The sequence below is a fragment of the Arthrobacter sulfonylureivorans genome (genome assembly GCF_047607445.1).
GTDB lineage: Bacteria > Actinomycetota > Actinomycetes > Actinomycetales > Micrococcaceae > Crystallibacter > Crystallibacter sulfonylureivorans_A.
Map to the genome: position 1 here is coordinate 32,423 of NZ_JBLKRT010000016.1, position 16,173 is coordinate 48,595.

Consider the following 16,173-nt stretch of genomic DNA (forward strand, 5'->3'; position numbering starts at 1 on the left):
CACTTTATAAGACCAGCCGGACCCCCGGTCCAGCGGAACATGCGCCACGGCAAGTCATTTATTTAACTAGTCATTTATAGGAGGAATTATGAAGGTAGGACTCTTACAAGAGGGTGATCTCGCGGGCACGACTGCCTATCACCGATATCACCAGCTTATAGACGAGGTGGCACTGGCCGATAGTCTGGGTTTCTCGACATGGGGAACCTCCGAGCAGCATTTCAGTCCGCCTAACTTTTCGGTGGCGGCGCCGGAGGTGCTATATTCCGCCATTGCCATGAGAACGCAAAACATCAAACTGCGCACCATGGCTTCTGTAATGCTTAAGTGGAACCATCCCGTTATGGTCGCTGAAAGGCTGGCTACACTCGATATCGTTTCCCACGGGCGCGCTGAGATCTGCACTGCGAGATCCAACAACTTGACTACCCTTGGCGCCTTCGGTGTAGATCCTAAAGATACCCGCGCGCAGTGGGAAGATTCGATGGATGTGCTCATGAAGGCGATGACGGAGACCAAACTCGCACACGATGGGCCGGTCTGGAAAATACCCACAGTTGAGGTCGTGCCGAAACCGGTCACGTCCCCGCATCCGCCGGTTTCCGTCGCCGCATCCAGTGTGCAATCGCACGGCAATGCCGGCCAGAGGGGGATAGGGGTCATTACCTTCGATAACTACTTTGGCTTCGATTATCTGCAGGAATGCCTGACAGCTTACAGGACATCATTTGATGCCGCGGACCATTCCGCGGTTTTGGCGCCAAACGATTACTGTGGCCTCTACGTCGCGACAGCATATTGCGCAGAAACCAGGGAAGAAGCCAGAATGATAGCCCGAGACGTGGCCATGCGCTATTTCCGTTTCATCTTGGATCTCTACATTCCGTTGTCCAAAAACCCGGCGTACGAGTATTTGGACACCTTGGAGGAACTTGTCAAGAATCAGGATGATCTCGACTGGCTCTGCAATTTCACGCCCTCCGTGATGATTGGGACGCCCGCCGACTTTATCGAACGTATAGAAAGGCTTGAGCACATGGGGATCGATGAGGTTCTCCTCCGCATCGACGGGGTCGGGCACGAAAACATCCGCAAGTCTCTCGATTTAATCGGCCGCGAGGTCATCCCGCAGGTAGACCGTTCCTTCGAGGAGGCAGTTCGATGACAACGACGCCAGCAAACCAGCAGACGCCGCCCGACACTGCGGACGTGCTTGAGGCTCAGTTGGCCCAGCTTGTCCAAGCCATCTCTGAGCCCGAAAACCAAGGCGAGGCGATGACGGCACGTGACTATGTCGCACTCCTCTTGGTCACCCTTGCCATACCCGCCATCATGATCCTCATTGGGAGCCTGCTATGAGTCTGAAGAATGATTCTGTGACCAGCGCCAAAATCAGCGCGACGGCAGTGGAAAACGGCTGGCCACAGCTCAAATCCCAACGGGCCTGGGGCCCTTTCGCGGTTTTCTCAACCTCCGTGTCCACCGCTATTGCGACGTGGTGCTTCATCATTGGCGGGTTCGCTGCATACTACCTGCCGGCAGGCCAGGGAACTCTTGCAGTGCTGGCTGGTTCCTTGATCGGAATCCTGTTCATCGTTTTGGCCTGCATGCCGGCCAGCGCGAAATACGGCATTGATGCGGTCTCCGGATCTGCTCCCCAGTTGGGCAGCCGTGGGAAATCTTTAGCCGTAGTGCTGATTTACCTGGCCACCCTGGGTTGGAACGTCTACTTGTTCGTCCTCCTGGGGCGTGCAGTCGTGTCGATTGGCGGTGCTTTTGGTGCGCAGTTGCCGACGTGGACCGTAGGCTTGGCCGGCATCGCAGCGGTAGCCGTGGTCCTCGTGCTGCTGCGCAAGGGTGCGGCGGCCGTCAGGAACTTCAGCCAAGTAATCGCAATCGCAGTTCTGATACTGGCCTTTGTGATCTTGGCACTCCTGATTAACAGCGCAGGGATGAGCAGTTTGTTGGCTGCGCCCGCTGTCGCACCGTGGGAAGAGCCGAGCGTCAACTGGGCCAGCGCCATGGAAGTTCTTATCGCGTCGAATCTGTCGTGGTGGGCCTACACCGGCGCCATGGTCCGGAACTCACCCAGTGCACGCAAATCGCTGTGGCCGGTTGTCCTAGGGCTCGGGTTGGCCGTGGGAGTAGGCTCCTTGACCGGACTTTATGGCGGACTGCTTGTGCCGGATTCTGCAGGGGACCCGACCCAGTTCCTCGTGGACGTCGGTGGTCCGGTGTTCGGGGTTATTGCTCTGGCGTTCATCATCCTTGCCAATATCGGTACCGCTGTTGTGGGAGTATACGCCGCGACGCTCGCCGTCCGGCAGTTGGCGCCTGTCCGGAAAACTTCGTGGACTACGTCGATCTGGATAGCCACTCTGCCAGCCTTCATCTTGGCGGGATTCTTCGCCCAAGCCGTCTTTGATAACTTCAGCATTTTCCTTGCTTTCCTAGGGATTGCCTTTGCTCCAATGTGCGGCATGCAGATAGTGGACTACTTCTTCCTTCGACGCCAGCAGTACGACGTCGGAGCACTGTTCAGTGCCAAATCATCTGCGACGTATTACTACTGGGGTGGGATCAACCCGGTGGGGATGGTTGCCTTCGTCGCAGGGGTCGCTACCTATCTGTACTTGCTTGATCCGGTCACTTATGTTTCGCGGGCGCCGTTCCAATTCACCACTGCCTCCATTCCAACCATCCTTGTCGCCGGTGTGATCTATTGGCTGGGCACAAAGTTCATCTTGATCCCGCAGAACAAGGGCGGCTATACGCAGAAGACCACTGCTCCAGGGCGTACGTTCTAATTTCCCTTTGATGAAAGGTGCTCGACCCATGCATGACATCTTTGTGCTCTACAATAAGCCGCAGGACCAGGAAGCGTTTGACCGTTATTACGCGTCGACACACGTAGGGCTCGTCGGTGAGCTCCCCCTCCTGAAGGAATTCACTTGGGGCAAGGTCGTAGGTGACGAGCATGACTGTTATCTAGTGGCACGCCTGACCTATGCCTCGAAGCCGGATGCTGATGCGTCTTTGGCATCGGAAGCCGGACGGGCCTCGGTGGCTGATCTGGCGAACTTCGCCCACGCCGGAGCCACGGTCATGAACGTTCCGCGGATCGGCGAGAGCTAGCCATGACTCGCAATAGCGCCGCAGACACGGTTATCCGCGCTGATCGCGTCATCACTTTAGGTGCCGTGGAACTCGAAGGGCCCGCGGCCGTGTGTATCCGCGACGGGTTGATTCAGGCTGTTGTCCCAGCCTCCGACGTCCGATCTTGGGTGGGGGACGGCACTACCGTTGTGGATCTGGGCGGACGGACGCTGATGCCAGGATTCGTTGATCCTCACGCTCATGCCGAAGTGGCTGCCAAAGCCAGCTATCAGATGGTGGATGTCCGGGCGCCGCAGTGCCCGGACATCGCCGCGGTGCTTAGAACCCTACGGGACCATCTTGCACATGCCCGCGAGGGATGGTTGGTTGGCCAGGGGAACCTATTTTTTGACCAGAAGTTAGCGGACCAGCGGTTTCCTACGCGGGAAGAGCTCGACAGCGTCAGCACGGAGATCGCGATAGCCATCCGCGCCGGCGGTCATCTAAGCATCCTGAATAGCCGCGCTTTGGAGTTGAGCGGCATTGACGATGACTATGAGGCCGTCGAGTATTCCATCACCGGGAAGCCCGCCGTCCAACGGGACGAACGAGGCCAACCCACAGGTGTCGTGACCGAAATGGACAAGCTCCTGCCCTTCCCCGGCCTAACGGCGGAGGAATCGCGCGCGGCGCTGGAGTCAGGCATCCGCGAGCTCTTCACCGCTAATGGCGTAACGACAATTGGGGAGATCTCCGAATCCCGAGACGGGCTGAAAGCCTATGATGACGCACTGGCGGAGGGGCGGATGGCAGCCCGCATCCACGTGTACCTGTGGACGCCGGGGACGGTCAGCCTTGAGGAGGCCTGCGCCCATTCGACGTGGACCGATTTTCGGTCCGCAGAGTCCTTGATCAAGATTCAGGGGGTCAAAGCTTTCTCCGACGGCGGATACTCGGCTGCACGGGCGGCTCTCAGCAAGCCCTACGCCATCGACGGGCACAACTGCGGCGAGCTGGCGTTGACGAAAGAACAGATTATCCGGCTGGCTCGCAGAACCCAGGAAGCCGGACTGCAGTTGGCTGTTCACGCCAATGGGGACCGAGCCCAGCTGGAAGTCTGTGAGGCATTGGCCGGCGTGTCGGATGAGTACCCGGAAGGGCCTCGGATCAGGATCGAGCACGCTGGCAACTTCGTCCCGGACTACAAGGGGCTCAGCGAGGCATGGAAGGCAGCTGCCATTGTGCCGGTGCCGCAACCGGTGTTCATCTACAACTTTGGTGAGTTCGTCCCCACCTACGTGGGAGCCTACGCGCGCGATTTGCAGTTCCCGTTCCGCCGCATGATCGACGATGGCTGGACGATCTCCGGCAGCTCGGATGTGTGGGTCGGGTCGGAAGTCAGCCAGACTAACCCCTTCTTGAGCATTGCCAGTGCTGTAGCTCGCCGAACTTTCCATGGTGAAGTGCTGACCCCGGACCAGGGCGTCTCAATCTATGAAGCCCTTCGCATGCATACGGTGGGAGGGGCTTACGCCCTAGGCGAGGAACATACGCGCGGAAGGCTGGAACCAGGTATGTTGGCCGATCTGATCGTCTTGGACCGCGATCCGCTGGCCGTGCCCCCCGAAGAGCTACTGGACATCAAAGTTGAAGAAGTTTTCCTCGGGGGAAAACACGTCTATAGCACCACCTCGACCCCAGGGATCGGGAATTTCTCCGCGCTGGCAGCGGCAGAGTCCTGACAATTCCGCGCGCAGGAACAGTCGACGGCGGCGCTCGCCATGGCGAGCACCGCCGTCGTTGTCCCTGTGGGGTTAGCGCGTGGTGAAGGGCAGCACCAGCCGGGACTGGTGCTCGGCGTCGCGGTAGATCTTGTGCGTGACCGGCCGGCCCACCGGCAGGTGGAAAGCATCCGGCGGGAGCAGGGCGTTGTGCTCGTCGGCCAGCGGCTCGCCGTTGGACAGTTCCACCACCAGCTTGTGGCCGGGCTTGAACGTGTTGGCGAACGGATAGAGACGGACCACGTACTCTTCGATCTTGCCCGGCTCCACCGGCACCGAGCGGGTGTGCGGGTGGTACGGGTTGCCCTCGGTGGTGCGCTGCTCGTCGAGTTCGCGGTGCGAGGCCTTGAGGTAGCCGGTGGTGATCAGCTGGCGCTTGCCGTTGGGCGCGGCATCCCAGAGGCGCAGGATGAAGTTGGTGTCCGGCTGGTCGATCTCAGCGAAGATGTGCGCCGCACCGGTGCCGATCATCTCGGTGGCCTCTTCGAAGGTTTCGGTGCTCCAGTTGATGATCTGGACCTTGTCCGTCACGGTCAGCGGTGCCTGGTAGAAACCGTCCGGCGCGGCGTACTCGGCGCCCATCAGCTCCGGCTCGGCGGAGAGCTTGTGGCGCGGACGCAGGTACAGGGGCTTGTACTCGATCTCCTTCGGCGGCCACGCCTCGGCGGTGACCACTTCGCGGGAGCCCTCGACGAAGACGCTGACGGCGGGCTCGTCCATCACGCCGTTGTCGATGCCCTTGATCCAGTAGTCGTACCAGCGGAACATCTTGTCGTGTTCTTCGATGAAGGGGCGCGACTGCATGGGCGGGTAGGGGCCAATGTCCAGCTTCTTGGGGCCCTTGAGCGCGTTGTACAGCTCGATGGTGCCGTCAAGGGTCCAGCCGCGGCCCTGGTCCAGCTGCAGCCAGACCGGGATGTCGATGTTCGGGGCCAGCGTGATCGGGTTGCGTTCCTCGTACCACTCGCCGTCGAGTTCGTTCATCACGATGTCGAACCAGGCCTCGTGGTTCTTCGGGTAGTTCAGCACGTGCACCAGGTTGGGCCAGGCGGCGACATCCGGGTCCTGCAGGCGCTGGGCGACGAGCTTCTTCAGCTCCTCGGGGGAGTACTTCTCGATCATCCGGGACTTGACGCCGTCGGTGAACGCCCAGCCGGAGTCGCCGCCGCGGCCTTCGCGGGCGGCGCGCGGCATGAACCACATGACGCCGCCGTGGTAGGTGGTTTCGTAGAAGTCGTAGTGGCCGCCGGAGACGAAGATGGCCTTCAGGTGCGGCGGACGCTCGGCCGCGGCCAGCACCTGCATGGAGCCGAAGTAGGAGATGCCCACCATGCCGACGTTGCCGTCGCACCAAGGCTGCTCGGCGACCCACTCGATGAAGTCGTAGGCATCCTGGCCCAGCGAGACGCCGCCGGCGTTGTAGTTGCCGATGTGTTCGCCGCCGGAGGCACCGGAACCACGCAGGTCGCCAATGACGTGGACGTAGTCTTCCTTGACGATCCGGGCAATGTCGCCGGCCTCGATGCAGCCGTCCCACATCGGGCTGGGGCGGCGCTGCGGCGGAGTGGTCAGCGCCAGCGCCTGCAGCTCCTTGCCGTAGGGGCTCAGGGCCACCAGCGCCGGGCGTGGCTTCTCATCCATGCCCTGGTAGGCGTCCGCGGCGAGCTCCACGCCGTCGCGCATCGGTACCCGGAGGTCCTTGCGGATGGCGATCTTTTCCCCACCGGCATTCCACGTCGTGAATTCAGTCATGTGTGCAAACTCCTTGTCAGCGGCCGAGTGCCCCGAGCCGTTGCAGGCGGGCATTCGCTCCAGACATATTATTATAATAAAGTGGATGTGGGCAAGGCCACAGCGGCTGGGCCCACAATGGTTGGGGGCTATCCAGCCGGTTTTGAAGTTGAGGAGAGCAGCATGACGCACGATGTGAAAGTCCATCCGCTGGTGTCGCCGTGGGGCCGGTTTGGCCTCTACAGCTTCTTCATCGATGCCCCGGAGCCGGCCATTGTGGACACCGGCATCACCACTTCGCCGGTGGAGGGCATGATCCCCGAACTGGAGAAGCTGGGCCGCCGGATCGAGGACGTGCGTTGGATCCTGCTGACCCACGGCCACATCGACCACCTTGGCGGGGCGCACGCGCTGTGGGAGCTCACCGGACGCAAGGCGCAGGTGGTGATCCACCAGGGCGACGCGCCGCTGCTGCGCTCCCGCCGCGCGCACGTGGACAACTACGTGCAGGTGCGCCTGCAGTACCTGGACAACCCGAACGCGATCGAGGAGCAGACGCAGGCGGCCAACAAGGTGATCTCCGGCGAGATGGAGCCCACGCTGCTGGTGCAGGGCGGCGAGAAGCTGGACCTTGGCGGCGGCGTGACCGTTTCCGTGCACCACATTCCCGGCCACACCGCCGGCTCCGTGGCGTACGTGATCGACGGGCAGAACGACGTCTTCGTCGGCGACGCGGTGCAGGCGCACGGTGCCGCCAACGGCTTCCCCGGCTATGAGGATCCGGCCGCCTACCGCAAGAGCCTGGAATACCTGCGTGACGAGGTCCGGCCCAACCGGCTGTTCCTGGGCCACCCGTACCGCGACGCGAACGGGGTTCCCTACGAGATCGGTCTCGACGCCGAGCGTGCCCGGGAGGCCCTGCAGTTCAGCATCGACCTGGAGTCCCGGATCGCCGACGCTGCCCGGCAGTGCCTGCAGGACGGGCTGCAGGCCACGGACTCCGCGTACTCCCCGTTCGAGCCGGTTGCCGAAGCGATCGGCTACACCGGGAACCCGGCGCTGGAGCCCTCCCCGTTCTTCACCACCCTGCACGGCTACCGCCAGGAGTTCGAAGCACGGCAGTGACCCTCCGGCACCGTTGATCGACCAAGGGCCGCTAGGCCCGCGTGGAGATTCGAGGCGTTCCCATAGCCCCTACCTTCCCCTCTTCCTCAAGCACTGTACGGATATGGCCCCTTTTCGCGCCGGAGAGGGGCCATATCCGTACAGTCGTTTGGGCAGGGGCGGCAGCTCGAAGAACGACGGCGGTGCGCACCTTCTGGGGTGCGCGCCGCTTTGCTGGGAGGGGCTTTGGCGCGAGGCGCTGGGAGGCGGGCTTCGCCGTCGTGCTCTTGATGATGGCATCCGGGACGTGAAGAGAAGCCGGCGGCGACCTTATGCGGACCGCGAAGCAGGAAAGCAGAAAGCGGCGGCACGGTCCGAAGACGCGTGCCGCCGCTTTCGTCAGTCCAGGGCCAGAAGCGGGCTAGCCCTTGTTCAGGAACTCCGCCGTCTCCTGGAAGGCCCGGTAGAACTCCGGTATCCAGAAGAAGTTTTGGACGAAGCCGTGGTTCGCCCCGGCATAGCGGCTCACCGTGGTGTCCACGCCGGCGTCCTTCAGGCGCTGGCCGTAGAGTTCGCCCTCGTCGCGCAGCGGGTCGTACTCGGCGGTGATGACCAGGGCCTTCGGCAGTCCGGAGAGGTCTTCGCGCTTGATCGGCGAGACCAGCGGATCGGCCGGATCCGCGCCGCTCTCGATGTAGAACGAGTTCCACGGCTTCAGGGCCGGGGTCTCCAGGCCGTAGCCGGTGGCGTTCTCGCGCAGCGAGGCGTAGCGGTCCTCGTCGAAGTCCAGGTCCACGGACGGGTAGTACAGGACCTGGTGCGTGATCCGGTCGAAGCCGTCGTCATGCGCCGTCGCCGTCACTGCGGCCACGAAGTTGGCGCCGGAGCTGTCGCCCGCCAGCGCCAGCCGGTTCCCGTCCCAGGCCAGGCTTTCGCCCTGCTCGGCGGCCCAGCGGACCACGGCGTAGCACTCCTGCAGGCTGGTGGGGAAGGGCGCCTCGGGTGCCAGCTGGAAGCCGACAGAGATGACCTTGTAACCGCTCTCCTTGGCCAGCGCGCGCGCCACGTGGTCGTGCGTCTCCAAGCTGCCGGAGAAGAAAGCGCCGCCGTGGAAGTAGACCAGCAGGCCGTAGGAATCGGCCTCGGCCGGGGTGTAGATCCGCACCGGGACCTCGCCCGCCGCCGTGACCGCCACCGAGTCCTCCACGGCGTGCAGCGGCAGCCGATCCTCGAGCGGAGCGACGAACTGCAGGTCGCCCGCGCGCTTGCCCGCAGGGTCCGGCCGGACGCTGTGGTCGAACGGCGGCAGAGTGGCGAGCAGCTTGCCGATCTCGGGGTGGATGGTCACTCGACACCAGCTCCCTTCTTGAAGGACGTGGTCTCCGGGAAGGAATCACCGATGTCGAACGGCTTGCGGGAGATGTCCTGCAGCACGTCGGTGATCGGCTTGCGCTTGGCCTGGTAGGTGCGCAGCGCGTCCTGCAGGTCGGCGCCGTCCTTGATGGCGTCGGCCAGCCAGGCGGCGTCCTGCATGGCGGAGTTGGCGCCCTGGCCCTGGTGGTGCAGCATGGCGTGCGCGGCGTCGCCCACCAGCGCCACGCTGTTGGTGTGCCAGTTCGGCTGCTTCTCGATGTCGTAGACGCCGCGGTTCGTCATCGCGGCGATGTCCAGCTCCTGGCCGATCTTCTGCAGCCGCTCGTCGAAGCCCTCCAGCAGCTGGCCGATGTACTCGTGCGTGACCTCCGGCGCCCAGGCGGTGTCCTCGCTCGGGGCGGTGATGTCGAAGGACACCTGGTTGCGGTGGCGCAGCGGCAGGAAGTACACGGTGGTGCCGTTCAGGCCAACGTAGACGCGGAAGTTGTCATTCTCCACCAGGCCGTAGGCGTCGTCGGCGGAGATCACGGCGCGCATGGCGATGGTGTGGGAGAACACCGGCTGGACTTCGCCGAAGACCTGGTTGCGGACGCTGGAGCGGATGCCGTCGGCGCCCAGCACCAGGTCGGCGGTGACCTCGACGCCGTTCTCGAACTTCACGGTGGCGGAGTCGCCGTTGTCGGTGACGGTGATCATCTTGTGGCCGATGTGCACACGCTCGGCCGGCAGCAGCCGCAGCAGGGTCTCGATGACGTCGCCGCGGTGGACCATGCGGCAGTGGTTGGTCTGGGCATATTCGTTGATGCCCGGCCACGGGTCGCGGGCGATCAGCTCGCCGTTGGATTGGTAGACCTCGATGGCCTCGGACGGGGCGGAAACCTTGGCGAACTCCTCGAACACGCCCCACTTGCGCAGCACCTCGACTGTCGGCGGGCGCAGGCCGATGCCGGCACCCACTTCGCCCAGCTCGGGGGCCTGCTCGTAAACGTGCACATCGGCACCGAGCTGCAGCAGGGCCAGGGCGGCGGAAGCGCCGGCGTAGCCGCCACCGACGATGGCAATCTTCAGGTTCTGGATTTCGGAAGTCTTCATGATTCTGTGTTCCTTCACTGGACGCCGCGTGGGCGACCTCGGGGGATGGATGGTGAGCCCCGCCGTCGTCGTCTGTGGCGCGGCGGGTGTGGAAGGTTAGGTGCTTAGGCCTTGATGGACAGGAAGTCCGCCGGGTTGTCTTCCAGCAGGAGCTTGATGGTGGCGTCGTCGATGCCGGCGGCGCGCATGTCGGGCAGCATGTCCTCGAAGATGTAGTTGATGGTGTGGCCCTTCACGCCCGGCCAGCCCAGCGGGCTGCAGTTGGCGTCGGCCGAGACCAGCAGTTTGTCCGCGTAGCCCTTGTTCACCAGGTTGACGAAGTGCTCCATCCGCTCGGCACGCTTGCGGCCCCAGAACGGCGGATCCGGCAGTTCCAGGTCGTAGCCGAAGGTGTCGAAGCCGATGCGTCCGCCCTGCTCGTAAATCCAGTCGTGCGGGGTGATCGGGGCGTTCAGACCGTCGTCGGCGTGGCCGAAGAGCACCCGGTCCAGCGGCAGGCCTTCTTCGTTGAAGATGTTCACGGCCGGTTCGGGGTCGATGGCCAGGTGGGTCAGGATCGGCACGCCGGTGACCACGGCGGCCCGCGCCGCGGCACGGTAGATGCGCTTGTCCAGTTCGGTCATCTTGCCGCCGCGGCTGACGCCAACCTTGATCACGCCGGCCTTGGCGCCGGTGTCGCCGATGCCCACGGTGATCTCGTGGATGAACACCTTCGCCAGGTAGTCCACCGATGCCCGGGAGAAGTGCGGCAGGGCGGTGTCGCCGCCGACAAAACCGGTGCAGGCCACAATGTGGACGCCGGTCTTGCGGGACAGCGACCGGTAGTAGTCGATGTCGCGGCCGTTGCAGATGCCGGTGGCGTCCACAAACGTGCCGCCGCCGTACTCGCGGAACTTCCGCAGCTTCGGCACGGTTTCCTCGTACGCCTGCTCCGGCGACTTCCACCACTTGGTGTCCAGTTCCGAGCCGGGCATGCCGTAGCCGATGTGTTCGTGGACCGCCACGATTTCCAGTTCTTCAGCCGGGATGGTTCCCAGCACGGTGTTTACTTTGGTCAAGACCCTCACCTCGTGATTAGAAAAGCTTTTGTTGATGGACGACGGCGGTGCTCGCCTGGGGCGGTCAGCGCACCGTCAGCAGGCGGCGGGGGTTGTCCACCAGGATGGTCTGCGCGTCGTCGTCGCTCAGGCCCTGGCCCTTGAGGAAAGGCACAAAGGTTGCCAGCACGTGGCTGTACGGCAGGTTGTACTCCGGCAGTCCCTTGGCAACGCCGATGGAGTTGCCGGAAAGGATGATCTTGTCCGCGTGCCCGGCCTGGACGAGTTCCAGCACCAGGTCGGCGCGCTCGCGGTCGGTCAGGTAGGCCTCGTTGTCGTCCAGTCCCACGTGGTCGATGCCGACGAAGGCTCCGCGGCCCGCGACCTCGAGGGCGAACTTGGCGGCGTCCTTGCGGTCCACATCCCCGACGAGCACGCGGTCGGCGCCGATCTGCTCGTCGAGGACAACGTCCAGGTCGTGCAGGACGTCGGCGCCGAAGCGGATGGAGACCGGCACGCCGGTGTTCTTGGCGGCGCGGGCGGAGCCGCGGAACAGCGACGCTTCGGTGGGGGTCATGCCGGAGCGGTCGGCCGTGGTGGTCACGATGCCGGCAGCGGCGCGTCGTTCAACCCGGGGGACCACCATGCCTTCGGTGACCTCCTTGCCGAAGAGGTCCTCGAACTTTTCGGCCGGCCACGGCGTCGGCGGGTTGGTCTGCGGGGTCAGGAAATAGCCCCCGAGTTCTTCCTCCGGGCCCAGGCCGGTGGAGGCAATAATGTGCACCCCGGTGGAGCGGGAGAGTGCCTCGTAGAGCTTGAGGTCGCGGCCGTGGAACATGCCGGTGCTGTCCACGATGGTCTTGCCGCCCTTGTCGCGGAAGTCGGCGAGTTTCGCGGCCAGGGCCTCGAAGATCTCGGCCCGGTCCATGGAAATGTCCGGGGCATACTGCGCGCCTGGCAGGACGGAGAGCAGCGATTCGTGGACCGCGACCACGCCCAGCTCGTGAGCAGGAACGGGTCCAAGGACCGTGTTGACGGTTTCGGGGGTGGAAGTCGTTGTATCCGTCATCGGCACAACCTTTCGTTGTACGTCACGCCGGGGCGTAGCGCGCTGGGAAGGATCATGCACCGCGACCTCTGGATGGATTCCTCGCCGAACTCGGTGCAGGCGTCGGTAAGCGAAGGAAACGAGCACCGCCGGATGGATGCCGGCGGCCGGTGGATGTGACCCCGATTACCTGTAAACTAGGTTTACACGATGTCGGGTGAAAGTCAACGCCATTACCGACCGGTTGTTCTGGGGCAGTCAGGAGGTGCTGCCGCAGGCAGCTTGCCGGGACTGAAGAGTCGCCCTGGAGAGGCCAGGGCGGCGCTTGTGAACGCTAGGTCGCGTGGGACCCGTCACCGGACTGTTCGCCGCGCTATCCTCGAGTCCGGCTGTAATAGGATCGGCGTGCAGCATCGCTCAAGCTGCGACCGTCGCCCCACCTGACGTCGGCTGAAAGGGAGACCGCCATGACTGCGAGTTCGATCATCGAGTACATCGACCAGTACGACGGTGAGGTGCGAAACCGGCTGCTGTCCGTGTACGAAATGATCCGGACGGCTGTGCCCGATGAGGCGGAAGAATCGATCAGTTGGCGAATGCCGACCTTCAAACTCGGCACCGAGCCGTTGTTTTTCTTCACCGGAACCAAGCGCCACATCGGGTTCTATCCGACTCCAGACGCGATCGCGCATTTCTCCGCAGAGCTGGCCGACTATGGAACCACTGAGCACCTGGTCCAGTTGCGCCATGACGTCCCGCTCCCGACCGAGCTCATGCGCGAGATCATCGCGTGGCGGCTCCAGCAGTTGCCTACGGGCGAGGTGTGAGTCGATAGCAGACCGCACCGCACCGGTCCGCCGCCTGACACACCCGCGCAGGCCGTCGGGGCGCTACTGGGTAAACCGGTACTTGAAGTTTTCGGCGTGGTGCAGGGCCGTGCGCCAGCCGATGGGACGGCCGCCCGCGGTGCGGAAAACCGTGTCGATGACCAATAGCGGGCTTCCCACCCCGACGCCCAAGGTGGCGGCGTTATCGGCGGTCGCCGCCGTCGCCCACGCCTCGTGTTCCGACCGGCCCAGCGTGATGCCGTAGCCTTGCTCCAGCAGTTCGAAGGCCGAGCCGCTCTCTTCCAGTTCCTGCACCGTGGGGTTGAAGTCGCGCGGCGCGCGAATGTACACGGTCGCCTCGGCCAGCGGTGCGCCCTCGACCGAAATCAAACGGGTGAAATGCAGGAGCCTCTCGTGTTCGTCGGTGCCCAGCAGTTGGCCGACCTCGGCGGGCGGTTCCACCCATTCAGGGGCGGAGACTTTCGACGACGGATGCATCCCGCTTTCCACCAGGAACTGGTAAAAACGTCCGGACTGGACATCAGCCGGCCGGTGCACCCGGAGACCCCTGGCCGGGAAGGTCCCTTTGCCTTGTTTCCGGTAGACGTACCCGTCACTGGTTAGCTCCATGAGAGCTTGCCTGATGGGCGCGCGGCTGACCTCGAACCGGCTGAGCAGTTGCGCCTCCGTCATCGGCTTCTGCGGATCCGCCACCCCGTCCGCGATCTCCCGGCGCAGGATCTCCTTGATCTGCCGGTACAGCGGGACCCCGGACGAGAAGTCGAGTTCGCCAGAAGCCATCGGTAGTCGGTCCTCCAGTTCAGGTGATGATCACATCAACCCTATGTGCTGGACCAGCCGAACGGCGGGAACTGTGCGGGCAATGGTGAGCGGGCGGTATAGGGTACGGTTCCTATTTGGTCAACGAGCGGTTGGCCTCGGGCAGCTCCAGCTTCTTTTCGCCCCTGAGTGCGCCGTCCATGGTTTCCTTCCAGACCGGTGCGGCCACTTCGGAGCCGGTCAGGTCTTCGTAAGTCTTGCCGTAGGCCGTGAGTTTAGTGAGCGGGTGCTGTGCCCCACCCCGGGGGTCACCGAGCCAAACGGCAGCCGTAAGCTGCGGCGTGCCGCCGACAATCCAGTTCGCCGCGAAGTCGTTGGTGGTCCCGGTTTTGGCCCCGGCCTCCCGGTTGCCAGCAAGTTCGATCCGCGGTCCCAGGGTTCCCCTCGGGTTGAAGGGTTCCTGGAGCACATTCGCCACGGTGTCCGCGACGGCGGGCTTGATGGCGCGATGGCAGTCGGGGTCCGGAACGGGCAGCTTCTTTTTGGTGTCGGTGGCGACTGCTTTGATCACCATCACCGGTTTGCAGACCGTGCCGTTGCTCATGAAGGCGGCATAGGCGCTGGCCATTTGCAGCGGCGTCACTTCATAGGCACCGAGCGCAAGAGAGCCCTCCCTGCCGCTCAGCTTGTCCGGGTCGATCGACGTGATGCCAAGCTTGTTGGCCATCTTGGCCGCGTTGATGACACCGACACGTTCGATGAGTTTAATGAAATAGATGTTCACCGAGGCGCGGACGGCTTGGCGGGCGTTGATGACTCCGTAGTCGACGTTGTCGTAGTTGATGTAGCCGCCCTTCGGGTTGTCCAGTTTCTTCGAGCGGTAGGGGCCGTCGGCACGGAACTTGGTGGAGGTACGAATGCCCTGCGTGAGCGCGGTGGCGAGCACGATCGGTTTCATGGCCGACCCGACCTGGAACGCGTTGCGAACGTAGACCACCTGGGTCTTGCCTTTGCCTTTGCCCCATTCGCGGTTCTGCGCAATGGCGACTACATGGCCGGTTCCCGGCTGCACGACGGCGGTGCCCAAAGCCCCGCGATTGTCATTGCCCAGCGCCTTCTCCACGGCTTTTTGTGCTGCGTTGGCAGCCTTCCGGTCCAACGCGGTGGTCAGGGTCAGCCCGCCCAAGTTGAAGCGCTGCTCGCGGATTTTTGCGGTTTTCCCGAAGGCCGGGTTGGAGAGTATTTCTTCCCGGACTGCCTCACAGTAGAACGGATACTTGGACCCGCCGCAGCCGGAGGGCTCGGAACCGCGCTTCACCCCTAGTGGTGCCTTGCGGGCGGCCTGCGCCTGGTCAGCCGACAACACGCCCCTGCTTTCCAGGACCTCCAGTACGGTGTTGCGCCGCTCGGTGGCGGCCTCGGGGTGGGTGAAGGGGTCGAAGGCGGTCGGCGCCTTGAGCAGCCCCACCAGCAGGGCCGACTGTTCATAGTTGAGTTCCGACGCCGATGTGCTGAAGTAGTAGCGGGCCGCGGCCTCCACCCCATAGGCGCGGTTCCCGAAATAGACTGCGTTCATGTAGCGCAGCAGGATCTCATCTTTGGGCAGCTGTTTTTCCAGCGCGACGGCGTACTTCATTTCGCGGATCTTGGCGTTGTAGGTATCGCCGACCGCCACCTTGTCTTCCTCCGCGTTCCGCGCATGGTTGACCAGGATGTTCTGGACCAGTTGCTGGGTGAGGGTGGAAGCGCCTTGGACATCAGCGCTGGTGATGTTGTGGAAAAGGGCCCGGGTGATGCCCAAGGGGTCCACCCCGCCGTGTTCGTAGAAGCGGGCGTCCTCGGTGCTGACCAGGGTCTTCTTGAAGGCCTCCGACACCTGGTCCAGCTCAACATCAACCCGGTTCTCGCTGTAGAAGCGGGCGAATTCCTTGCCGTCCTTGTCCAGCAGGACGGTGCGCTGCGCCAACGGACGGTCCACCGGCAGGTCGGTCGGCAGGGTTTGCCACATGTCGAGGACGGAATTTCCGACGGCGGACACTCCCACCGCCGCGGGCGCGACGAGTGCCCCCGCGGCGAAGGCCGCCACCGCCACGCTCACCAGCCACAGGTCCAGGCGGCGGCGCCGGCGCTTCTTCTTCGGGCGCCGGGCAGTCTCCATCAGGTCGTCGAACTCGACCTCTTCAGGCCTGTTGCGTCGAAAGGGCCACATGATCCGTTGTGCGAAAACCGGCCGACGGATCCGGGTGAAATCCTCCGGCGGAGCGTCGGGCAAGCAGACCCCGACGCCGGCGGTTCCCGCACCC

At 63.6% G+C, this 16,173-nt stretch carries 14 protein-coding genes; 7 read left to right on the plus strand and 7 right to left on the minus strand.

Features of this window, described 5'->3' with window-relative positions; translation table 11 throughout:
* The first annotated feature begins 88 nt into the window (after positions 1–88).
* The 5 genes from ACMX2H_RS09555 to ACMX2H_RS09575 are packed head-to-tail and all read left to right on the plus strand — an operon-like array spanning position 89 to position 4,838.
* Complete coding sequence (locus ACMX2H_RS09555; protein WP_414960266.1) at positions 89–1,165, plus strand: LLM class flavin-dependent oxidoreductase; 1,077 nt, start codon at positions 89–91, stop codon at positions 1,163–1,165.
* Positions 1,162–1,359, plus strand: a complete 198-nt coding sequence (locus ACMX2H_RS09560) for a hypothetical protein (protein WP_414960267.1) — start codon at positions 1,162–1,164, stop codon at positions 1,357–1,359. The genes ACMX2H_RS09555 and ACMX2H_RS09560 overlap by 4 nt, the downstream gene beginning before the upstream one ends.
* Before the next feature lie 17 nt (positions 1,360–1,376).
* On the plus strand, positions 1,377–2,807 hold the full coding sequence (locus ACMX2H_RS09565; protein WP_414960268.1) for a purine-cytosine permease family protein: 1,431 nt from the start codon (positions 1,377–1,379) through the stop codon (positions 2,805–2,807).
* A 28-nt stretch (positions 2,808–2,835) separates the two neighbouring features.
* Positions 2,836–3,135 (plus strand): EthD family reductase, encoded by a 300-nt coding sequence (locus ACMX2H_RS09570; protein ID WP_414960269.1) that lies wholly within the window; start codon positions 2,836–2,838, stop codon positions 3,133–3,135.
* Between the two features lie 2 nt (positions 3,136–3,137).
* Positions 3,138–4,838 (plus strand): amidohydrolase, encoded by a 1,701-nt coding sequence (locus ACMX2H_RS09575; protein ID WP_414960270.1) that lies wholly within the window; start codon positions 3,138–3,140, stop codon positions 4,836–4,838.
* A gap of 72 nt (positions 4,839–4,910) precedes the next feature.
* Here ACMX2H_RS09575 and ACMX2H_RS09580 read toward each other — a convergent pair whose 3' ends face one another.
* Positions 4,911–6,629: a CocE/NonD family hydrolase gene (locus tag ACMX2H_RS09580; RefSeq protein WP_414960271.1), complete on the minus strand. Its 1,719-nt coding sequence runs from the start codon at positions 6,627–6,629 to the stop codon at positions 4,911–4,913.
* A gap of 162 nt (positions 6,630–6,791) precedes the next feature.
* Here ACMX2H_RS09580 and ACMX2H_RS09585 point away from each other — a divergent pair, with 162 nt between their 5' ends.
* Positions 6,792–7,733: an MBL fold metallo-hydrolase gene (locus tag ACMX2H_RS09585; protein WP_414960272.1), complete on the plus strand. Its 942-nt coding sequence runs from the start codon at positions 6,792–6,794 to the stop codon at positions 7,731–7,733.
* Between the two features lie 400 nt (positions 7,734–8,133).
* Here the strand turns inward: ACMX2H_RS09585 and ACMX2H_RS09590 are convergent, their stop codons facing one another.
* From ACMX2H_RS09590 to ACMX2H_RS09605, 4 genes are all read right to left on the minus strand, one after another.
* Positions 8,134–9,060, minus strand: coding sequence for an alpha/beta hydrolase (locus ACMX2H_RS09590; RefSeq protein WP_414960273.1), 927 nt, complete (start codon positions 9,058–9,060; stop codon positions 8,134–8,136).
* Positions 9,057–10,178 (minus strand): FAD-dependent oxidoreductase, encoded by a 1,122-nt coding sequence (locus ACMX2H_RS09595; RefSeq protein WP_414960274.1) that lies wholly within the window; start codon positions 10,176–10,178, stop codon positions 9,057–9,059. The genes ACMX2H_RS09590 and ACMX2H_RS09595 overlap by 4 nt, the downstream gene beginning before the upstream one ends.
* 104 nt (positions 10,179–10,282) lie before the next feature.
* Positions 10,283–11,245, minus strand: coding sequence for a phosphotriesterase family protein (locus ACMX2H_RS09600; RefSeq protein ID WP_414960275.1), 963 nt, complete (start codon positions 11,243–11,245; stop codon positions 10,283–10,285).
* A gap of 55 nt (positions 11,246–11,300) precedes the next feature.
* Positions 11,301–12,284, minus strand: a complete 984-nt coding sequence (locus ACMX2H_RS09605; RefSeq protein ID WP_414960276.1) for a phosphotriesterase family protein — start codon at positions 12,282–12,284, stop codon at positions 11,301–11,303.
* Between the two features lie 446 nt (positions 12,285–12,730).
* On the opposite strand from ACMX2H_RS09605, the gene ACMX2H_RS09610 reads away from it, so the two are divergent.
* Positions 12,731–13,090 carry an iron chaperone gene (locus ACMX2H_RS09610; protein ID WP_414960277.1) on the plus strand — a complete coding sequence of 120 codons (360 nt, stop codon included), beginning with the start codon at positions 12,731–12,733 and terminating at the stop codon, positions 13,088–13,090.
* A 63-nt stretch (positions 13,091–13,153) separates the two neighbouring features.
* On the opposite strand, the gene ACMX2H_RS09615 is transcribed toward ACMX2H_RS09610, so the two are convergent.
* Both ACMX2H_RS09615 and ACMX2H_RS09620 read right to left on the minus strand, forming a co-directional pair.
* A complete protein-coding gene (locus ACMX2H_RS09615) occupies positions 13,154–13,891 on the minus strand; it encodes a GntR family transcriptional regulator (RefSeq protein WP_414960278.1) in 738 nt (245 codons plus the stop codon).
* A 112-nt stretch (positions 13,892–14,003) separates the two neighbouring features.
* Complete coding sequence (locus ACMX2H_RS09620; protein ID WP_414960279.1) at positions 14,004–16,079, minus strand: transglycosylase domain-containing protein; 2,076 nt, start codon at positions 16,077–16,079, stop codon at positions 14,004–14,006.
* Positions 16,080–16,173: the final 94 nt, after the last annotated feature.